The following is a 16,898-nucleotide window of genomic DNA, read 5'->3' as shown; positions in this document are numbered from 1 at the left end:
TCACTTTTTCGTAACGATCTCTTTGCGTTTTTCATGTCGTTGTAGCATCCTCGACCTTGACGCTTCCCTTTGTTCGGGAGTCATTTTCGAAACGATCTCGACAGCAAAACGCACTTGGTTGCCCCGTAATTTCCATTTGGCGGCGGTGACGCGGTCGCCATTTTTTTCTTCCCAACAAGGTTCAGCAATCTTTCGTAGCTTGGTTATGTGCCGGGGTACGCAGCTGTAAACCGTCCATTGATCGTCGATGTAATCATAGACGCAGGTCGTTTCCTTTTCTTCTGCCGAATACTGCAACGGATTTCACCTCCATACCGATTTTCGTGACGATCTCAACATGATAATGGGATTGTCACGAGGAAACATTACCTTGCCGCCTTGCAGTTCTCCCGTTCCTGTTGTGCGATCCAATCGTCGAGCGTTGTTTTGCGGAAAAGGATGCGGCTACCGATGCGATACGAGGGAATTTCTTTTTGCCGGACCATCTCGCGCAGCTTGTATTCACTCGCACCGATATAAGGAGCAGCTTCTTTCACGCTCATACGTTCCATTTGTTCCTTCACCTCCGATTGTTGATGTATCAACATTCTGTTGATGTATCAAATATAATACATCTCTGTTTCTCTGTCAACATTTTTGTTGTTGATTCACCAACAATGGGGTATTATATGGTTAAAGGAGGATGAATTAACTTGAATATCGATGAATTTGGTTCGTATCTAAGGAGCCTGCGTGAAAAGAAAGGGCTTACGCTTTCAAAAATCGCTCAATTATCGGGTGTTTCGCACCCCTACTTGTCACAAATTGAGAATGGCAAAGTAAAGGGGGTGCCGTCCCCGGAGATATTGAAGAAACTGGCTGAACCGCTAGGGGTGTCACATGCTGAATTAATGGTTGAAGCTGGACATTTCACCTTTGCTGATTATTTAGCAGAAGAAGATGAGGAAGGGTATGACAAGGAACTGCATGATGCATATTCCCGAAAGTTGATTGATAACGATCGGAGATTAATGGAAAGGGAGATCACCAAGATACTTATTCATCGAGAGGACTTAACGTATAACGGGCACGCTCTAACAAGCGACGATCGTCGCCGCATCTTGGACATGCTGGCCGTTTTATTCCCGGAGAGAAATAAATAATCGATGATCGATGGATGACTATATGTTTTTATATATTCTTTATTTCTTAATTCTTGTTAGTTGTTAGTTTTCGAGTAGAAAGACTGTTAGACCCTTTGTTAGACCGAACAGGTGAAACGCCGAAATCCCTTGATACGACTGGATTCTCGGCATGTCGTCGCTTTGTTGGAAACTATGTTAATTACTTTGTTAGTTGTCTGTTCATTTTTCATTATTTCCCGGAGTATTTCCCAAGGCATCGAAGGAGGATTTCGAATGGCTGTAACCAAGGACAAGAACCTAAAAACAAACCCGTGGTACTTCACGATTGAGGTGAACGAGAACGGAAACCGGAAGCGGATCAAACGGCGTGGTTTCAAGACGAAGAAGGATGCAGAAGCGGCGCAACGCGATCTTTTGAAAGAGCTGGAACGGGGGCTCGACTTGCAGGCTTCGAAGACGCTTTATAAGGATTTCATGCACGATTGGTTGGAGGACAAGAAAGCCAGCGTCAAGGGGCGCACGCTCAATACCTACAGGGCACTCGTTAATAATCACATTCTCCCGATGCGAAAAAACGAGCAGGGCAAGGAAGTAGGGCTTGGGGAGCTGGCTTTGTCCGAAATCACGCCGCGGCACATTCAAAACCTATACAACTATCTGCGCGAGAACGGGAGTCTATCCGGGGAGAACATCCAGAAGGTTCACACGATCATCAACGAGTCGTTAAAGAAGGCGGCGGGGTGGGACATGATTATCAAGAATCCCGCTGCTGTTGTGGATCGGCCGAAAGCAGAGATGGGGGAAATGTTGTTCTGGACCGACGAGGAGGCCCACCAATTTTTGGCGGCAGCTCGGGAGGATCGGTATTATACCGCTTTCCTTCTGGCCGTAACAACGGGCATGAGACAGGGGGAATTGCTCGGCTTGCGGTGGCAGGATGTCGATTTGAAAAGCCGGACCATTTCAGTCCGACAAATTTTGAGCCATGATGGAAAGAGTCTCGAGCACGGGGCAAAAACGGCATCTGGAATCCGTTCAATCGGGATTGACAGGGTGACGGCCGTGGAACTTGAAAAGCTTCAGCGGAGAATGAAGCTAGAAAAAATGCACCATCGCGACATATACGAGGACCACGACCTCGTGATTTGCACAGCTCACGGGACGCCTGTATCGCCTCGTAATCTTAATCGATCGTTCTATAGGTTGATCGAGAAGGCCGGCGTAAAGAAAATTCGCTTCCATGACCTTCGACATTCCCACGTTGTAATGCTTTTGAAGATGCGCGAAAACAATAAGCGTATTGCGGAGAGGATGGGGTGGGCGAGCGTGAAGATGCTGGACCGTTATTCGCACATTACGCCGCATATGCAGCAGGAAACAGCGGATGCATTCGGAGAAATGTTCTTCACGGCACCAAAAGGCACCAAATCGCTTTAGTCGAATGAAGGGCACCATTTCGGCACCAAATCGGAAAAATGGGGCTCGCTTGGGCTTGCTTCGTTGTGCCAAAAAGGAAAAGAGCCCTTGATATACAAGGGCTCTTGCTTATGACCTGTAGTGGGCTCGAACCACTGACCCCTACCCTGTCAAGATAGTGCTCTCCCAACTGAGCTAACAGGTCTTGTTTATTCGTTTTTGTCTTTCATTTTCGTTTACCTCGCGGCGACAAGATTTATAATACCAAGGATCGTTTCCGAAGTCAACACTTTGTCCGCATTTTTTTAAAAAAAGGTGATATTACATTCCTTTGTTGATTTTGACGATCTGAAGACAGCCTTGAAGAAGGGAGGTAATGGAGCTATCGTTTCCCGTTCGCTTCCCATCCGCAGCGCCATTCAAGCGGTCGCGAAAAAAGGAAAAGGCCGAACCCGTCCGGTTCGGCCGACGAAAAGAGCGCAACTACGAGAGCGTCGATTGCTCGTCTTCCCGCTCCAAATATTGATCCTGGTCGCTCCCGTAAATAAAGTCGACGGTGTAATCGATACCGGGTTGTTGCGTATTCGCGACTTGCGATTGGGTCTCGTCGTAGTCCGACGGCTGCCGGTCGTTCGGCATCACGGATCCCTCCCCTGTCGTTGTTGAAGGAAGTATGTGCCGGAATCCTCGAACTTATTCCGTTCGGGGAGGGGGAGAAGAATGTCGAAATTCGCCGGGCGCTTTCTAGTTCGACGGCCGTCCGACGATCGAAGCGGAGAAAGGGCAAAATTTGTTGTTTCCCTAGTTCTTCGGATCTCCTTCTACGGTCTGTCGTCCGATTTTTCTCATACTTTTTTCACGTTGTTCTTAATCGACAAGATGTGATAATGTAAAAATAAGGCCGAATAGGCCGAAACTACCCGATTGATGCAGGCGGAGGAGCCGATGAAACGGTATGGCGAAATGACTCGCGAGGAGCTCCTCGCGGAAGTGGACAAGCTGAAGCGCGAGAAGAAGGGCGCCTCGTTTCCGAGCCAAGCGGAAATGCTCGAACGCAAAATCAAAATGGCCGAGTCGTACTTGCTCTCGCCGGATTCGTTTCCGCCCGGTACATACGAGGTCGAAGGCAGCGCGGAGCGATTCGAGCTCCGGTACGTAAACGGCGTCATGGCATGGGGGACAATGGGCCGCGAGGACGAGGCAAGCTTCCCGCTCTCCATGCTGAAACGGATCGAAACGGATTGAAACGGCTCGCAACTTGCAATTTTTTATAAAAATTCGACGATGAAAAGCAGGAATTTCGTTCCAGCCGCCGAAATAGTACGAGGATTCCGATTCTCGGTTTCGCGGTGCGGCGGTCAAGGATTCATCGCGGTCGAGGGGGGAACGAATGCATAGAGGATGGCTACATTCCACCATCATCAACCAAGAGCAGCGGGCGATCAGGCTGTTTTTGACCTTGTTTTACACGATCGTCTTTTCATTCGATGCGTTCTACTTCTACATCTACCCCAAATATATGAGCGATACGAGAGCGGTCGGCATGACCGAGGGCGGCTTCGGCTTCGGCTTGTACGTCGTCCTGCTGGCGATGATCCCGTTCGCCGTATACTTGTACCGCCACGGCAAGCCGACCGCGGTGAAATATGTGTACCTGTACGGCTACTTGGCCGTTACGACGTGCAACGATCTGATCGTTTACGCGGGCTCGGACAAGTCTTACGACGCGAGCAACGTGGCGGAAGTGCTGTTCGTTCTGTTTTCTCCGATTTTTTTGAATCGCAACTATTTTTTTCAGGTCATCGGCGGCATTACGGCCAAATATATCGTTCTGTTCCTCGTCATCCGCCAGCCGGTGCTCATCATGGCGCTCGCCCTGTACCCGATCTTGTCCTCGATCGCGTATATCATCCTGAATCGGTTTATCGGATACGTGAACGCGATCCGCGATTCGTACAACGCGCAGATGGAAGGGATCGTCCGGGGGATCGTCGCCACGCTGGAGCTGAAAGATCCGTACACGCGGGGACATAGCGAGCGGGTCGCCCATTTCTCGCTCGTGCTGGCGAACCGGATGAACCGGTTTTCGGAAGAGGAGATGAAGTCTTACTACTACGCCTGTTTGCTGCACGACGTCGGGAAGGTGAACATCCCGGACAGCATCTTGACGAAACCTTCTTCTCTGACCGAACAGGAATACGAGATTATTAAAACCCACCCGGTCGTCGGGGTGAACGCCATTCGCGATATCGAAGGATTGCGCGATAGCGTCGACGTCGTCCTCCATCACCACGAAAGATGGGACGGCAACGGGTATCCGCATAGGCTGGCCGGCGAACAAATTCCGCTGCTCGCCCGCATAACGGCGGTGGCCGACGCTTTCGACGCGATGACGACGAAGCGGTCGTACCGCGGCGCGCTGTCGGTCGAGGAGGCGTACGACCGGATCATCCAAGGCAAAGGAACGCAATTCGATCCTTCCATCGTCGAAGTGTTCCAGGACGTATTCCCGATTTGGGTCAATTACGTCAAGTCGAAGCAAGCGAATTCCGCCGTCGTTCCGGGACGGCCGTCGGAAACGGCTTTATCCGGATGACCTATACGATTCCCATTGAAAGGGGGTGAATCAAGATGATCATTCGCAAACTCGCGAAAGTGAAAACGACTTGCTGGTGGTGCGGCATTTGGCACTAATGATCGATATGGGAAGCGGGATGCAGCCGTCGCGGCTGCATCCTTTCCCTTTTTTTGGGCAAGGCTTGGGAAGGAGGGGCGGCTCGTGAACGTAACGAAAGAGAGCCGGGTCGTACCCGTCGAGCTGACGGTTCGGCCCGATCGCGGAGGTTTTATCGTCGAAGACGCCCGGACGGGCGATTACTACGAAATGCCCGAGCCCGCGGTAGAAGCGCTGAGGCGAATGCGCGAAGGCGGGACGCTCGGCGAGATCGGAGCGGAGCTGGCCGGGCGGTATCCCGACGAAGAGATCGATATGGTCGGCTTCGCCGGGCAGCTGTTCGAGCTGGGGCTGGTCGCGCAGGTAGACGGGACGGCGATCGGAAACGGGAGGCCCGACGGAGAGAGCGAGGCGTCCGCCGCAATCGAAGGCGGCGTGGCGGGGAGGAACCGTCGGGAACGCGGCGGCTTTCTTTGGATTCCGCAGTCGTTTGCCCGGCTGTGGGTACATCCGGCGGTGCGAGCGATCGCGGCGGCGGCCGTATGCGCCAATATCGCGCTCATCGCGGCGAAACCGGAGCTGCTCCCGCGATACCGGGACGCCTTCCCGTTTGAATCGATGGCGCTCAACGGCGTAACGTGGCTCGTCGTATCGCTGGCGCTCGTGCTGCTCCACGAGCTTGGACACATCATGGCGCTGCGCGCGTACGGGCTGCCGGCCAAGCTCGGCATCGGACATCGCACGATATTCGTCGTGCTGGAAACGGAGATGGACGGCATATGGCGTTTGGAGCCGAAGCAGCGTCACGTCGCCTACTTGGCGGGGATGGGCGCGGATCAGCTGGTGCTGCTTCTCGCTTTGGCCGTTCAGGCTGCCTACCCCGGCGAAGGAGGATGGGCGCTCAAGCTGGCCGCTTTCGCCGCGATGGACTTGTTCGTCAAAACGTTATTCCAATGCTGCCTGTTCATGAAGACGGACTTGTACTACGTGCTGGAAAACGGGACGGGATGCTACAACTTGATGGAGAGGAGCCGCCGGTGGCTGGCGGTGACGCTCGGGGGAGGGAGCGACGGCGGGCGCGGTGCGGACAAGGAGCCTCGCGCCGTCCGTCTGTATGCGGTTTTGCTAGTGGCGGGGTACGCGTTCCAGCTCGGGCTGCTTGCGTTCTATTTCGCTCCGCAGCTGATCGCGTCGGCCGCCGCCGTCGTTCCCCACTTGGCCGATTGGGACGGAGGCGCCGCGTTCTGGGATGCGGTCGTATTCGTCTTGGAGTTCGCTCTTGCGGCGGGCTTGCTCGTGTATTCGTGGCGGAAACAGCGCGGAGGAGGGGCGGCTTCCCGGTCAGGATGAGCTATCCCCGCCTCCGCACATCGCGTTGTACAGCCGGTCGCACCGGTCGATCAGCTCGAAATCGAGGGGCGTGATGCCGCCTTCGCTCCAGCTCGTCACGCTGATCGTAACGACTTTATATTCGATCGCGATCATCGGGTGATGGTTGAGCGCTTCCGCGGTCATCGCCGTCTGCTGGACGAATTCGATGCCTTTCATGAACTGCGGAAACCGGTATTTTTTGACGAGCCATTTGGCGTCTTTGCGCGTCCAGCCGGGTCTGTCGCCGAGCAGCTCCTGGATGCGCTCGTCGGGCAATTTGGCCATGCGGGTCACCTCGATCGCGAAGGGTTGGGGTACCCTTCTATTATACACCATGCGCCGGGAAGGGAGGCCCCTCATGATCAAATTTGATGCCGAATTGATGTTCGAGGCCGAGCTTCGGCCGTACCGCCCGATCGTCGAACGGCGGGGCGCGTATATCGACATTTTGTTGAAGCTGGAGCGCGGCGGAGCCGAATGGCCCGCGGAGCTCGCCGATCCGGGGGCGCTGATCATTTGCGATTCCGCCGGCGAGCCGATCCAATACGTCGTGCTGGACGAAGGCTGCGACAGCGAGTACAAGTTTACGGAGAACGAAAAAGAGCAGCTTCGCCGTTATATCGAGACGGAGCGTCTCGTCGAACGGGCGGGTCCTCCGGGCTGACGGTCCGAAAGGCAACAAAAAAGAGAGGGGGAGTCCCTCTCTTTTTTTGCCGTCTTATTCGACGATCAGTTTCGCTTTCATGTTCACATGGCCCGCGCCGCAAGGAACGGTACATACGATTTCGTACGATCCCGCTTTGTCGAACGTGACGTCCTTCGACAATTCTTTACCGCTCAGCGTAACGCCGAGACCGTTGATTTCCATGCCGTGGACGCCTTCTTTATTTTTCAATACCACTTGCAGCGTCTCGCCCTTTTTCACTTTGTACTCCGGTTGGTCGAACTGGAAGTTGCTGGCCGTAATTTTCAGTTGAGGCTTCCCGCTTTCGGCGGCCGCATCTTCTTCGCTTTTTTCCGGTTTTGCGCTGACCAACAGGAAGATCAGTCCGAACGCGCATGCGCCGAAAAACAAGACGGACATTAACCATTTATACATGTGTGGTCCTCCTCGAACGAAATGTCACTAGAAGATTATACGCTATTTCGGATTTCAAATCCATTCGCCCCTGAATCGTCTTTTTGACAAAACGTTGAACAATCCCGGCTTGTCCGGTCCGTCCCAAATAGACGATTCCGCCAAACCGTAGCGTATGCGGGACGCCGTCCGTTTATCCGCGCGGCGAAACGTGGTACAGTATAGGCGTAAGCGTATAACGCCGGAAGCTCCCAGCAAGGAGCGACGGCCGATGCCAACGACGGGAGCTGACAGCATGTACTTCTCATCCAAGGACGAAACGACCCATCGCGAACGATACGAGCGGCTGCTTGCCCGATACGAAGCCGGGGAAGACGAGCCGGAGCTCGCCGCGGCCTGCTACGTTCTCGCCTATCCCGGCATTTACGAAGCGATCCCGGACGGCCGAACGGGCGGCAATCCGTTCACCTGGTATTGGGGGCCGTACGATACGACGCTGGAAAGGCGGACCGAGTCGGAGGCGGTCGGCGGCCTGCCGCCGGGCTTGCGTCAGCTCGTCCGGGCCGCGGCGGAGCTGTACGCCGGCCGTCCGCTTTTCTTCGATCTCGCCGCGGCGGTCCGCGATTGGGATGCGGACATGACAGCCGCGTTCGCGCAGACGATCGCGCTGAGACGGGGCGAAAGCCGACGGTAGCCGAGCCCGGCACGGCGATCGCGCCGGTACCGGCTGGGCGTCCGACCAATTTGTCTAGACTGGGTATTTAACCGTGTTCCCGGTAGGTGCTTCCCCATAGACTGATGGTAGATCAGGTCGCAAGGGAGGTGTCATAATGGAATATACGCCCAAACCGGTCGTCAAGCCGTCTACCGCGCCGATGCCGCTGCCCGCGCCGGTTCCGCAAGCTCCGATCGCGGCGGCGCCGCTGCCGGCCCCGATGCCGCTGCCGGTCGTCAAGCCGTCGTATGAACACGTGACGGTCAACTACGTGCATGCGCATGTGGTGGAGAAAAAAGCACCCGTCTATTCGTCGACGGGCGTCATCCTCGTCTTGTTCATTTTGCTGGTCATCATTAGCCGCGCCAAGTGCTAGCGGACGGTGCGATAGATCGAAGAGCCGGGAAGCTTGTTCCCGGCTTTTTCGCATCCGGCGGAAAACGAGGCCGCCCGCGAGCCCACGCCGCAGCCGGCGGCGGCGCGTATACTACCGAGGGCAAACGTACAGACGGCAGGGGGATGAATGGAAGAGATGAAACGTCAACAACGGAAACGGGCTGACGATATCGCCCGAAAAATGAGCCCGCATTTGCGAAAGGCGTTATCGGCCGAGTCCCGGCGGAAAGCCGGAGGGTCCGGCGGCGGCAGGACGATGCGCATCCTGCTCGAAGTCGATCGCCGGCCTTCCCGGGGCTGGGTCGAATCGCTGAAGCGCGGCTTCGCCTCGCGCGGCTACCGGTTCCAAGTCCTGCGGCGGATGCCGAGATTGCGCCTCGTGTCCGCGATCGTGTCGATTCCGTGCTTGCGCACGCTGTGCCGGCATCGCCGCGTGACGCGGGTCCACCTGGACCGGAAGGTGCGCGTCAGATTGAACGTCGCAACGCCGTCCGTCGGGGCGTCCGCGCTGCAAAGCCGCGGCAGCACCGGCAAGGGCGTCGCCATCGCCATTATCGATACCGGCGTATATCCGCATCCCGACTTGACGAAGCCGGTCAACCGGATCGCCGCGTTCCGCGATTTCGTCGGAGGGCGCACGAAGCCTTATGACGACAACGGCCACGGCACGCACGTCGCCGGGGATGCGGCGGGCAACGGCTTCAGCTCGAAGGGCAAATACCGAGGTCCCGCGAGCGGAGCGAAGCTCGTCGTCGCCAAAGCGTTCGATCGGAACGGGGAAGGGAACAGCTCCGACATCGTCGCGGCGATCGACTGGGTGCTGCGCGTTCGGAAAAAGTACGGCATCCGCGTCGTCAACATGTCGTTCGGACTGCCGGGCGTCTCGCGCTGCTCGGACGATCCGATATGCCGGGCGGCCGAACGCGCCTGGCGGTCGGGACTCGTCGTCGTGGCGTCCGCGGGCAACGACGGTCCCGGCCCGAGGACGGTCACGTCGCCCGGCATCAGCCCGCTGCTGCTGACGGTCGGAGCGGTCGACGACCGTCGGACCGTCCGGCAGGCGGACGACCGCGTCGCCGCGTTCTCCGGACGCGGGCCGATCGCCGGAGGCCGGACGAAGCCCGACCTGACCGCGCCCGGCGTCGGTATCGTTTCGCTGCGGGCGCCCGGCTCGGCGATCGACCGCGACGATCCGTCCGCCCGTGTCGGCGCCCGCTATTTCAAGCTGACGGGCACGAGCATGGCGGCGCCGATCGTCGCCGGCGGCGCGGCGCAGCTGCTGCAGAAGCGTCCGAGGCTGTCGCCGGCCGGCGTGAAGCGGCTGCTGAAGCGGGGGGCGTTCCGGCTGAAGGCGCCGCGGAACGCGCAAGGCAGCGGCGAGCTTGATTTGAGATTCGCGGTGAAATGATATTGCCAGCGAATCGGTCGCGTGGTAATATATAACAAACTTCCTGGAAGGGCTTCTAGGGATCCGCGGCGGCGTCGACAGCGTCCGCCGGCGAACCGAGCGGAGCCGAACGCGACTTCGACGATTGCGTTACACCGTGGGGATAAAAGACCCGTGGCAAGTTCCGGCTCATGACGAGCGGAACGCCACGGGTCTTTGTTGCTTTACAACGGTAAAGATTCGGCTGAGGGGAAAGAGAGGAGCGAAAACGAATGAAAGCGATCCGGGTGAACGGCCTGACGAAGCGATTCCGGCAAAAACGGAAGCGGGAAGGGCTGGGGGGAAGCGTGCGCGCGCTATTTCGGCCGGACTATACGGAGAAGACGGCGGTCCATCCGATCGACTTCGAGGTGGAGGCCGGCGAGTTTTTGGCGTTTCTCGGACCGAACGGGGCGGGGAAATCGACGACGATCAAAATGCTGACCGGCATTCTCCATCCGACGGAGGGGGAGGCCGAGGTGCTCGGGCTTTGCCCGTGGACGGACCGGAAGAAGCTCGCGTACCGGATCGGCTCGGTGTTCGGGCAAAAATCGCAGCTGTGGTACCATCTGCCCCCTTCGGATACGTTCGAGCTGATGCGCCGCATTTACGAGCTGGAGGACGGGGACTACAAGCGCCGACGCGCCGACCTGATCGAACGGTTCGAGCTCGGTCCTTACGTCGACGTGCCGGTGCGCAAGCTGTCGCTCGGAGAGCGGATGCGGTGCGAAATCGCGGCGGCGCTCCTGCATCGCCCGAGCATCGTCTTTCTGGACGAACCGACGATCGGCCTCGACGTCGTCGTCAAGCAGCGCATCCGCGAGCTGCTGCGCGAGATGAACGAGAAAGAGAACATTACGGTGTTTCTCACGTCGCACGACGCGGGGGACGTCGAGCAGCTGTGCCGCCGGGCGATCGTCATCAATCACGGCCGCATCGTGCTGGACGGCCAAGTATCCGAGCTGAAACGGACGTACATGACCCGCAAGACGATCGGTCTTTTGCTGGAGGAGGAGCCGGAGCGCTTCGAAGGCGCCGGCATCGAGGAGCTGGAGCGGTCCGGCCGCCGGCTGAAGCTGTCGGTCGATACGTCCTTGACGACCGTCGAGGACGTGCTGGCGAAGCTCGTCGCCCGTTATCGGCTCGCCGACGTCACGATCGAGGATCCGCCGATGGAGGAAGTGATCACGCACATTTACGAAGGCCGGGCGTTGAAGGAGGGAGCGCCGTGATCGCGATTCGCAAGGCGGCCAAGTACGTCGCGTACGCCCGGGTGACCGTGCGCAGCCATTTGGCGTACGTGCCCGATTTTTTGATCCGGTCGGCGTTTCTGGTCGTCATCCTGTTCATCTTCTTCCAGCTCTGGTCCGTTACATACGGCGGCGTCGGAGAGAGTGTCATCGGCGGGTATACGTTCGAGCAGATGATCTGGTATTTGGCCGTCGCCGAATCGGTCATCCTCGCTTCCCCGAAGCTGAACGCCAAGGTGGAGGCCGAGGTGAAAAACGGCGACATCGCCTACCAGCTGACCCGTCCGGCGAGCTATCTGCTGCTTCATTACGGCAGCTATATGGGGGAGGCGGCCGTTCGCGTCGTCGTCAACCTCGCGCTCGGCTCGGCGCTTGCGATGCTCTGGTTCGGGTGGCAGACGCCCGGCTGGAACGTGCCGCTCTGCCTGCTCGTCATGGCCGGCTCGTTCACCGTCAACTTCCTGCTGACGATGCTGCTGTCGCTGGCGGCGTTCTGGGTCGAGGAGACGCGAGGACTCGACTTCGTGTACAACAAGCTGCTGTTTACGGTCGGCGGCATGCTGCTGCCTCTGGAAATGTTCCCGGACGCGCTGCGCTCGGTCAGCGAATGGCTGCCGTTTCAGACGGTCGCCTACTTCGCGGCGAAGACGGCCGTTCGCCCCGAGGCGGCCGAGACGGTCCGGATGATCGCGATCCAATGGGGGTGGGCGGCGCTGCTTGCGGCGGCGGCGGCCTTCGTTTACCGGAAAGGGGTGCGCAAATTAAATGTCAACGGCGGTTAAGCTGCTCCGGTTCGTCTTGGCGTGCTGGAAGCTCAATTTGGCCGGAGCGATGGAATACCGGATGAGCTTCCTGCTGACGGCCGGCATGATGGTTGTCAACAACGTCGTTTGGATTTTTTATTGGGCCGTCTACTTTACGAAATTTCCGGTCGTCAACGGCTGGGAGCTGCGGGACGTCATGATGATGTGGGCGGTCGGGGCCGGGGGGTTCGGGCTGTCCGCCGTCCTGTTCGGCAACAGCTACGCGATGGCGGGGCTGATCGCGAACGGCCAGCTGGACACGTACTTGACCCAGCCGAAGCCGGTGCTGCTTCACGTCCTAATCAGCCGGATGTCGGTATCCGCGATCGGCGACGTCGTCTTCGGCTTGATGCTGTACGCCGTCTTCGGCGATCATACGGTAACGGGACTGCTCAAGTTCGCGTTCGCGCTGACGCTGGCCACGGCGATTTTCGTCTTTTTCAACGTCATCGCCCAGACGCTCGCCTTTTATATCGGCAACGCGGAAGGGATCGGGCAGCAGGTGTTCATCGGGTTCGTCACGTTCTCCACGTATCCGACCGACATCTTCCGCGGCCTCGGCCGGCTCGTCCTGTTCACGGTCATTCCGGCGGGCTTCATCAGCTATTTGCCGATCGGCCTGCTTCGCGAAACGCAGTGGACGTTCGTCGCCGGAGCCGCCGGCATGGCGGCGCTTCTCGCGGCGGGCGGCATTTTGCTGTTCTACCGCGGATTGAAGCGGTATTCGTCCGGCAACGCGATAACGCTCCGGTCGTAGCGCATAGACGCTCCCGTTTTCATCTATGCTATAATCGAGGTGATGACAGCCATGAACAAAGCGCTCTCCACCGCGATTGCCGGCATCGGAATCGCGCAAGCGCTGAAGGTGCCGTTCCATTATGCGAAAACGGGACGCTGGAAATGGTCCAAGGCATTCGATGCCGGCGGGATGCCGAGCTCGCACGCCGCCGGCGCCGCTTCGCTCGCCACGTCCGTCGCGTTGAAGCGGGGCGTCGCGTCGGTCGAATTCGCGATCAGCTCGCTGTTCGGCCTGATCGTCATGTACGATGCGATGGGCGTCCGTCGGCGCACCGGCGAAATCGCCGTCGAGGTGAACGATCTCGACGCGGCGGTCGAGAAGCTGGCGGAGCGACATCCCGGCATTTATCATCGGAAGCGGGACAAGGAATTGAAGGAAATGATCGGTCACCTGCCGAGGGAAGTGGTCGGCGGCTGTCTGCTCGGCGTCGCCGTCGGGCTGTGCGGCCATTTGACTGGCAAGCCGAAGTGACCGCGGGCAACGGAGGGTGGACCGAACGGAGTTCAAGGATGGGGGAAACGATGGAAGCATTCGTTGTCGAGAAGCCGGAGCAGCTCGCTTCGTGCTTGAAGCTTCGCAAGGACGTGTTCGTCGGGGAGCAGGCGGTACCCGAGGAGCTGGAAATCGACGAGCTGGACGCGCTCGACGCGCCGTGCCGCCACATTTTGCTGACAGACCGCGGGGAACCGGTCGCGACGGCGCGGGTGAAGGCGTACGACGGGCGAACGGCCAAAGTGCAGCGGGTCGCGGTCAGACGCGAAAGCCGCGGACAAGGCTGCGGGCGGCTCGTGATGGAGGCCGCGGAGCGGGCGGCCCGCGAGCTCGGGTACGACTACGCGGTGCTGGACGCGCAGCTTCAAGCGCGGCCTTTTTACGAGCGGCTCGGATACGCCGCCGAGTCGGAGGAGACGTTTTACGATGCCGGCATTTTGCACGTCCGGCTGAAAAAAAAGCTGTAAGCCGCAAAAGACGAAAAACGCCCCGGGAATCCCCGAGGCGTTTTTCGTTTTTTGGGCGTTTGCTCTCTCGGGAGCCCGCCCATGCACCGCGCGACGACGTCGCCGGGAAAACGTTCACTCCCCGGCGTCCTTCCCTTCGCGATGCAGCGGGAGCGTAATGCGGAACGTCGTTCCCGCGCCCGGCTCGCTTTCGACCTCAATCATCCCTCCATGATCATGTACAATTTTTTGGCAAATCGATAGACCGAGTCCGGTCCCTTGCTCCTTCGACGTATAGAACGGCTGGAAAATGCGATCCAGCTCCTCGCGCGGAATGCCGACGCCGGTGTCCGACACTTCGATGACCGCGCGGGAGGCTTGCTCCATCAGGCGGATCGTGACGAGACCTTGGCCGGGCATCGCCTCCAGCGCGTTTTTGACCAAATTGAGCAGCACCTGGATCAGCTTGTCCTGATCGCCCCGGACCGCGATGCCCGGGTTCGACGTCTCGTAGACGAGCCGGTGGCCGAGACGGCTCGTTTCCGATTCGGTCAGAGAGACGACCCGTTGGATGCAGACGTGCAAAGGCATCGTCTCGTAAAGCGCATCCCGGGGCTTCGAAAATCGCAAAAACTCGGTCGTCAGCTCGGACATCCGGTCGACCTCGTTCATGATCAGGGCGTACCACGGCTCGATGTTGTAGCCGTTCGCCCGGGAAAGCTGCAGGAAGCCCTTGATCGTCGTCAGCGGATTGCGAATTTCGTGGGCCATGCCGGACGCCAGCTCGCCGACGACGCGCAGCTTCTCCGACCGCGCCATATGGTTTTCCCGCTGCTCCCACAGCTCCCGCTTCATCGCGTTCAAGCGCGTCTCGGCGGCGTGCAGCAGCTTCGCCCAGCCTTTCCCGTCGTCGGGCGACGCGGAGAACCCGTATGCGAGCCGGACCCCGGACCGCTTCGGAATGTCGTAGTCGAGCATTCTCCGGATCTCCCCGATCTCGTCGTCGGTACGGCCGCCTCGAAACGCCATCGCGAATTCGTTGCCTCCATAACGGGCGACGAGCGTCGCGTCGGGGATCGACTCGTACAGCATCTCGGCGACTTGCTTCAACATTCGGTCGATTCCTTCGACGCCTTCCGCTTCGCTCAACGACTTGATTTCGTAACAATCGATCAGCACCATGAGGACGCGGGAAGCGGAACGGTTCAGCCCGTCGATGCGGCGGACGAATTCGTCGCGGCCAATCAGTCCGGTAAGCGGATCGCGCGTCTCCGCGGGCCTCTTGTCCGAGCCGCTTTGCCGGCTCCAGCCGCCGGAGATGAAGGCGCGGTACTTGACCGAGCCGAGCAGGACGATCCCGGCGCAGCCCGCGGCCAATAAGACGTACAGCATAACATTACCTCCATCGTAATGTTAAGAAAGTTATCACCACAATACCATGCCAAACCGTCGAATGGTAAGGGAGCGTTCTTCAGGTTTGCTAAAAAAATGATAAAGTTTTCATAAAACGGCGTCAAACGGGAAACGATAAACGGGAATTCGATTACAAGGAGGCGTATCGCATGAACTCGAACCAAGGGAACGAGCGAGAATCGTTCGTAGCCGTTCAAAAAAACGGAGACGGGGACATTACCGCCTTCCGGACATCGGGCGGACGCACGCTGAACTACGAGCAGGCGTTGGAGGAAGTGAAGGCTGGCGCGATTCAGGGCGTCAACGCTTTTAAAGGAAGAGACGGCGAGACGTATATACGCGGCGACGCCGACGGAGATCCGAGCAACAATCTCGACAACTTGCCGACGTTTTAATAACGGCTATATAAGGAAGAAACGCGGAAAACCGGGCGATGCGAATGCCCGGTTTTTCGTCGTGTTTCGCCGCATCGTCCGGTTCGGGCGGAATCGGATCAGTCGGCCGTCGCCGGTGCCGAAACGGGGAACGAGTACGTTTCGTGCTGAAGCAGGAACTTCATCGGGCCGGTTTTGCCGATATACGATTCCATATTGTCTCCGTAATGCATGAGCCATATTTTTTGCTGGATCGACTCCGGCAGCGTCAGCAGCTCCTGCAGCGTCGCATGAACGAGGCCGTGCCCGTCCAGCTGGCAGTCGTGGAGCAGGTACGTGCAATTGCGCTCGTGGACGGACCGGATCAGCTCCGGATCGAACACGGTGTCCCCGCTGTAGAACAGCTCGTCGTTCAAAATGACGCAATAGCTCGGCATGTCGCGAAAATGCTTCGTCGGCAAAATCTCCATCCGGAATCCGGGAACGATTTCGTGGGGCTTGCCGACGGAAAGCGGAACGACGTCGAAAAATTGGTCCAGCGTCTGGCGCTCCTCCGCGCCGAATTCCAAGCCGCCCCGGAGCGAGTATTCCCAGAACGGCTCGATCAGCCGCCCTTCGATGAACAGCTGCGGCTTCTTGCCGTAATGGAACCGGAGACGAAGCATCAGCTCTTCGAAGCCGCCGATATGGTCGGCGTGCAGATGGGTGATGAATACGCCGTCGATCACGTCGAGCGGCAGGCCGAGACGATGCATCGCGAGCGGGGCGGTGATGCCGAAATCGATCATGAGCTTATAGCCGTTGCAGGCGACGAGCGCATTATTGTTGTAGTAGTTTTTGGCGAAAGCGGAGCCGGTTCCGATCATTTGAATATCAATGCGCATAAGCGTCCTCCTTAAGCGGGTTCGAGCAATCGGAATCGATCGATGGCGATGGCGAAAAAAGACATATTACATCCAATGTACCATTTTTCCAGCGAAAATGAAAGAATGCGCTTCCCTGATTCGACAAAATCTTCGCTTGCCGAACCGGACGATCGCCCATTGGGCCCGGTATCCGGGCGGGAGCGGAGTCCCGTTTTTCCGCATTCGCATACGATACAGTGCGATTTTGTCGCGATA

General features: G+C 58.2%; 22 protein-coding genes and 1 tRNA gene. 15 read left to right on the top strand and 8 right to left on the bottom strand.

Features of this window, described 5'->3' with window-relative positions:
* Together DLM86_RS13595 and DLM86_RS13590 are read right to left on the bottom strand one after the other, a co-directional pair.
* Positions 1 to 297 (bottom strand): hypothetical protein, encoded by a 297-nt coding sequence (locus DLM86_RS13595; RefSeq protein ID WP_110840551.1) that lies wholly within the window; start codon positions 295 to 297, stop codon positions 1 to 3.
* Between the two features lie 68 nt (positions 298 to 365).
* A complete protein-coding gene (locus DLM86_RS13590; protein WP_110840550.1) occupies positions 366 to 551 on the bottom strand; it encodes an excisionase family DNA-binding protein in 186 nt (61 codons plus the stop codon).
* Positions 552 to 692: 141 nt separating this feature from the next.
* Here DLM86_RS13590 and DLM86_RS13585 point away from each other — a divergent pair, with 141 nt between their 5' ends.
* On the top strand, positions 693 to 1,142 hold the full coding sequence (locus DLM86_RS13585) for a helix-turn-helix domain-containing protein (protein ID WP_158289463.1): 450 nt from the start codon (positions 693 to 695) through the stop codon (positions 1,140 to 1,142).
* Between the two features lie 255 nt (positions 1,143 to 1,397).
* On the top strand, positions 1,398 to 2,561 hold the full coding sequence (locus tag DLM86_RS13580; RefSeq protein WP_110840548.1) for a site-specific integrase: 1,164 nt from the start codon (positions 1,398 to 1,400) through the stop codon (positions 2,559 to 2,561).
* A gap of 111 nt (positions 2,562 to 2,672) precedes the next feature.
* Here the strand turns inward: DLM86_RS13580 and DLM86_RS13575 are convergent.
* Both DLM86_RS13575 and DLM86_RS32070 read right to left on the bottom strand, forming a co-directional pair.
* Positions 2,673 to 2,745, bottom strand: a tRNA-Val gene (locus DLM86_RS13575).
* Positions 2,746 to 3,023: 278 nt separating this feature from the next.
* Positions 3,024 to 3,179, bottom strand: coding sequence for a hypothetical protein (locus tag DLM86_RS32070; protein ID WP_158289462.1), 156 nt, complete (start codon positions 3,177 to 3,179; stop codon positions 3,024 to 3,026).
* A 306-nt stretch (positions 3,180 to 3,485) separates the two neighbouring features.
* Between DLM86_RS32070 and DLM86_RS13570 the strand changes: the two genes are divergently transcribed.
* From DLM86_RS13570 to DLM86_RS13560, 3 genes are all read left to right on the top strand, one after another.
* On the top strand, positions 3,486 to 3,785 hold the full coding sequence (locus DLM86_RS13570; protein ID WP_110840715.1) for a DUF1811 family protein: 300 nt from the start codon (positions 3,486 to 3,488) through the stop codon (positions 3,783 to 3,785).
* Positions 3,786 to 3,930: 145 nt separating this feature from the next.
* Positions 3,931 to 5,136, top strand: coding sequence for an HD-GYP domain-containing protein (locus tag DLM86_RS13565; protein WP_110840547.1), 1,206 nt, complete (start codon positions 3,931 to 3,933; stop codon positions 5,134 to 5,136).
* Positions 5,137 to 5,319: 183 nt separating this feature from the next.
* A complete protein-coding gene (locus DLM86_RS13560) occupies positions 5,320 to 6,564 on the top strand; it encodes a PqqD family protein (RefSeq protein WP_110840546.1) in 1,245 nt (414 codons plus the stop codon).
* Here the strand turns inward: DLM86_RS13560 and DLM86_RS13555 are convergent.
* Entirely contained in the window at positions 6,556 to 6,870 is a 315-nt protein-coding gene (locus DLM86_RS13555; RefSeq protein ID WP_110840545.1) for a 4a-hydroxytetrahydrobiopterin dehydratase, read from the bottom strand. The two genes, DLM86_RS13560 and DLM86_RS13555, sit on opposite strands and share 9 nt — an antisense overlap.
* Positions 6,871 to 6,943: 73 nt before the next feature.
* On the opposite strand from DLM86_RS13555, the gene DLM86_RS13550 reads away from it, so the two are divergent.
* On the top strand, positions 6,944 to 7,249 hold the full coding sequence (locus DLM86_RS13550) for a hypothetical protein (RefSeq protein ID WP_110840544.1): 306 nt from the start codon (positions 6,944 to 6,946) through the stop codon (positions 7,247 to 7,249).
* A gap of 54 nt (positions 7,250 to 7,303) precedes the next feature.
* On the opposite strand, the gene DLM86_RS13545 is transcribed toward DLM86_RS13550, so the two are convergent.
* Positions 7,304 to 7,684 (bottom strand): cupredoxin domain-containing protein, encoded by a 381-nt coding sequence (locus DLM86_RS13545; RefSeq protein WP_110840543.1) that lies wholly within the window; start codon positions 7,682 to 7,684, stop codon positions 7,304 to 7,306.
* A 250-nt stretch (positions 7,685 to 7,934) separates the two neighbouring features.
* Between DLM86_RS13545 and DLM86_RS13540 the strand changes: the two genes are divergently transcribed.
* The 8 genes from DLM86_RS13540 (at position 7,935) to DLM86_RS13505 (ending at position 14,011) form a co-directional block, all read left to right on the top strand.
* On the top strand, positions 7,935 to 8,357 hold the full coding sequence (locus tag DLM86_RS13540; RefSeq protein ID WP_158289461.1) for a DUF2538 family protein: 423 nt from the start codon (positions 7,935 to 7,937) through the stop codon (positions 8,355 to 8,357).
* A 136-nt stretch (positions 8,358 to 8,493) separates the two neighbouring features.
* A complete protein-coding gene (locus DLM86_RS32715) occupies positions 8,494 to 8,754 on the top strand; it encodes a hypothetical protein (protein ID WP_110840541.1) in 261 nt (86 codons plus the stop codon).
* 156 nt (positions 8,755 to 8,910) lie between these two features.
* Complete coding sequence (locus DLM86_RS13530) at positions 8,911 to 10,182, top strand: S8 family peptidase (RefSeq protein WP_158289460.1); 1,272 nt, start codon at positions 8,911 to 8,913, stop codon at positions 10,180 to 10,182.
* A 251-nt stretch (positions 10,183 to 10,433) separates the two neighbouring features.
* Positions 10,434 to 11,432, top strand: a complete 999-nt coding sequence (locus DLM86_RS13525) for an ABC transporter ATP-binding protein (RefSeq protein WP_110840539.1) — start codon at positions 10,434 to 10,436, stop codon at positions 11,430 to 11,432.
* A complete protein-coding gene (locus tag DLM86_RS13520; protein ID WP_110840538.1) occupies positions 11,429 to 12,232 on the top strand; it encodes an ABC transporter permease in 804 nt (267 codons plus the stop codon). Before DLM86_RS13525 ends, DLM86_RS13520 begins: the two co-directional genes overlap by 4 nt.
* On the top strand, positions 12,216 to 13,010 hold the full coding sequence (locus DLM86_RS13515) for an ABC transporter permease (protein WP_110840537.1): 795 nt from the start codon (positions 12,216 to 12,218) through the stop codon (positions 13,008 to 13,010). The genes DLM86_RS13520 and DLM86_RS13515 overlap by 17 nt, the downstream gene beginning before the upstream one ends.
* A 51-nt stretch (positions 13,011 to 13,061) precedes the next feature.
* A complete protein-coding gene (locus tag DLM86_RS13510) occupies positions 13,062 to 13,523 on the top strand; it encodes a divergent PAP2 family protein (protein WP_110840536.1) in 462 nt (153 codons plus the stop codon).
* A 50-nt stretch (positions 13,524 to 13,573) separates the two neighbouring features.
* Complete coding sequence (locus DLM86_RS13505) at positions 13,574 to 14,011, top strand: GNAT family N-acetyltransferase (protein ID WP_110840714.1); 438 nt, start codon at positions 13,574 to 13,576, stop codon at positions 14,009 to 14,011.
* A 114-nt stretch (positions 14,012 to 14,125) separates the two neighbouring features.
* On the opposite strand, the gene DLM86_RS13500 is transcribed toward DLM86_RS13505, so the two are convergent.
* A complete protein-coding gene (locus tag DLM86_RS13500) occupies positions 14,126 to 15,382 on the bottom strand; it encodes a two-component system sensor histidine kinase NtrB (protein ID WP_110840535.1) in 1,257 nt (418 codons plus the stop codon).
* Between the two features lie 170 nt (positions 15,383 to 15,552).
* Between DLM86_RS13500 and DLM86_RS13495 the strand changes: the two genes are divergently transcribed.
* Positions 15,553 to 15,798, top strand: a complete 246-nt coding sequence (locus tag DLM86_RS13495; RefSeq protein WP_110840534.1) for a DUF3892 domain-containing protein — start codon at positions 15,553 to 15,555, stop codon at positions 15,796 to 15,798.
* A gap of 98 nt (positions 15,799 to 15,896) precedes the next feature.
* Here DLM86_RS13495 and DLM86_RS13490 read toward each other — a convergent pair whose 3' ends face one another.
* A complete protein-coding gene (locus DLM86_RS13490; RefSeq protein ID WP_110840533.1) occupies positions 15,897 to 16,661 on the bottom strand; it encodes an MBL fold metallo-hydrolase in 765 nt (254 codons plus the stop codon).
* Positions 16,662 to 16,898 lie beyond the last annotated feature (237 nt).

The organism is Paenibacillus flagellatus (genome assembly GCF_003217775.1).
Classification (GTDB): Bacteria; Bacillota; Bacilli; order Paenibacillales; family NBRC-103111; genus Paenibacillus_AB; species Paenibacillus_AB flagellatus.
The sequence above is the reverse complement of the archived record's forward strand: the minus strand, read 5'-3'. Positions and strand labels throughout refer to the sequence as shown.

Coding starts and splice junctions, on each gene's coding strand:
- DLM86_RS13590 (WP_110840550.1), bottom strand. CDS start 551: ATGGAACGTATGAGCGTGAAAGAAGCTGCTCCTTATATCGGTGCGAGT.
- DLM86_RS13580 (WP_110840548.1), top strand. CDS start 1,398: ATGGCTGTAACCAAGGACAAGAACCTAAAAACAAACCCGTGGTACTTC.
- DLM86_RS32070 (WP_158289462.1), bottom strand. CDS start 3,179: ATGCCGAACGACCGGCAGCCGTCGGACTACGACGAGACCCAATCGCAA.
- DLM86_RS13570 (WP_110840715.1), top strand. CDS start 3,486: ATGAAACGGTATGGCGAAATGACTCGCGAGGAGCTCCTCGCGGAAGTG.
- DLM86_RS13565 (WP_110840547.1), top strand. CDS start 3,931: ATGCATAGAGGATGGCTACATTCCACCATCATCAACCAAGAGCAGCGG.
- DLM86_RS13555 (WP_110840545.1), bottom strand. CDS start 6,870: ATGGCCAAATTGCCCGACGAGCGCATCCAGGAGCTGCTCGGCGACAGA.
- DLM86_RS13550 (WP_110840544.1), top strand. CDS start 6,944: ATGATCAAATTTGATGCCGAATTGATGTTCGAGGCCGAGCTTCGGCCG.
- DLM86_RS13545 (WP_110840543.1), bottom strand. CDS start 7,684: ATGTATAAATGGTTAATGTCCGTCTTGTTTTTCGGCGCATGCGCGTTC.
- DLM86_RS13540 (WP_158289461.1), top strand. CDS start 7,935: ATGCCAACGACGGGAGCTGACAGCATGTACTTCTCATCCAAGGACGAA.
- DLM86_RS32715 (WP_110840541.1), top strand. CDS start 8,494: ATGGAATATACGCCCAAACCGGTCGTCAAGCCGTCTACCGCGCCGATG.
- DLM86_RS13530 (WP_158289460.1), top strand. CDS start 8,911: ATGAAACGTCAACAACGGAAACGGGCTGACGATATCGCCCGAAAAATG.
- DLM86_RS13525 (WP_110840539.1), top strand. CDS start 10,434: ATGAAAGCGATCCGGGTGAACGGCCTGACGAAGCGATTCCGGCAAAAA.
- DLM86_RS13515 (WP_110840537.1), top strand. CDS start 12,216: ATGTCAACGGCGGTTAAGCTGCTCCGGTTCGTCTTGGCGTGCTGGAAG.
- DLM86_RS13510 (WP_110840536.1), top strand. CDS start 13,062: ATGAACAAAGCGCTCTCCACCGCGATTGCCGGCATCGGAATCGCGCAA.
- DLM86_RS13505 (WP_110840714.1), top strand. CDS start 13,574: ATGGAAGCATTCGTTGTCGAGAAGCCGGAGCAGCTCGCTTCGTGCTTG.
- DLM86_RS13500 (WP_110840535.1), bottom strand. CDS start 15,382: ATGCTGTACGTCTTATTGGCCGCGGGCTGCGCCGGGATCGTCCTGCTC.
- DLM86_RS13495 (WP_110840534.1), top strand. CDS start 15,553: ATGAACTCGAACCAAGGGAACGAGCGAGAATCGTTCGTAGCCGTTCAA.
- DLM86_RS13490 (WP_110840533.1), bottom strand. CDS start 16,661: ATGCGCATTGATATTCAAATGATCGGAACCGGCTCCGCTTTCGCCAAA.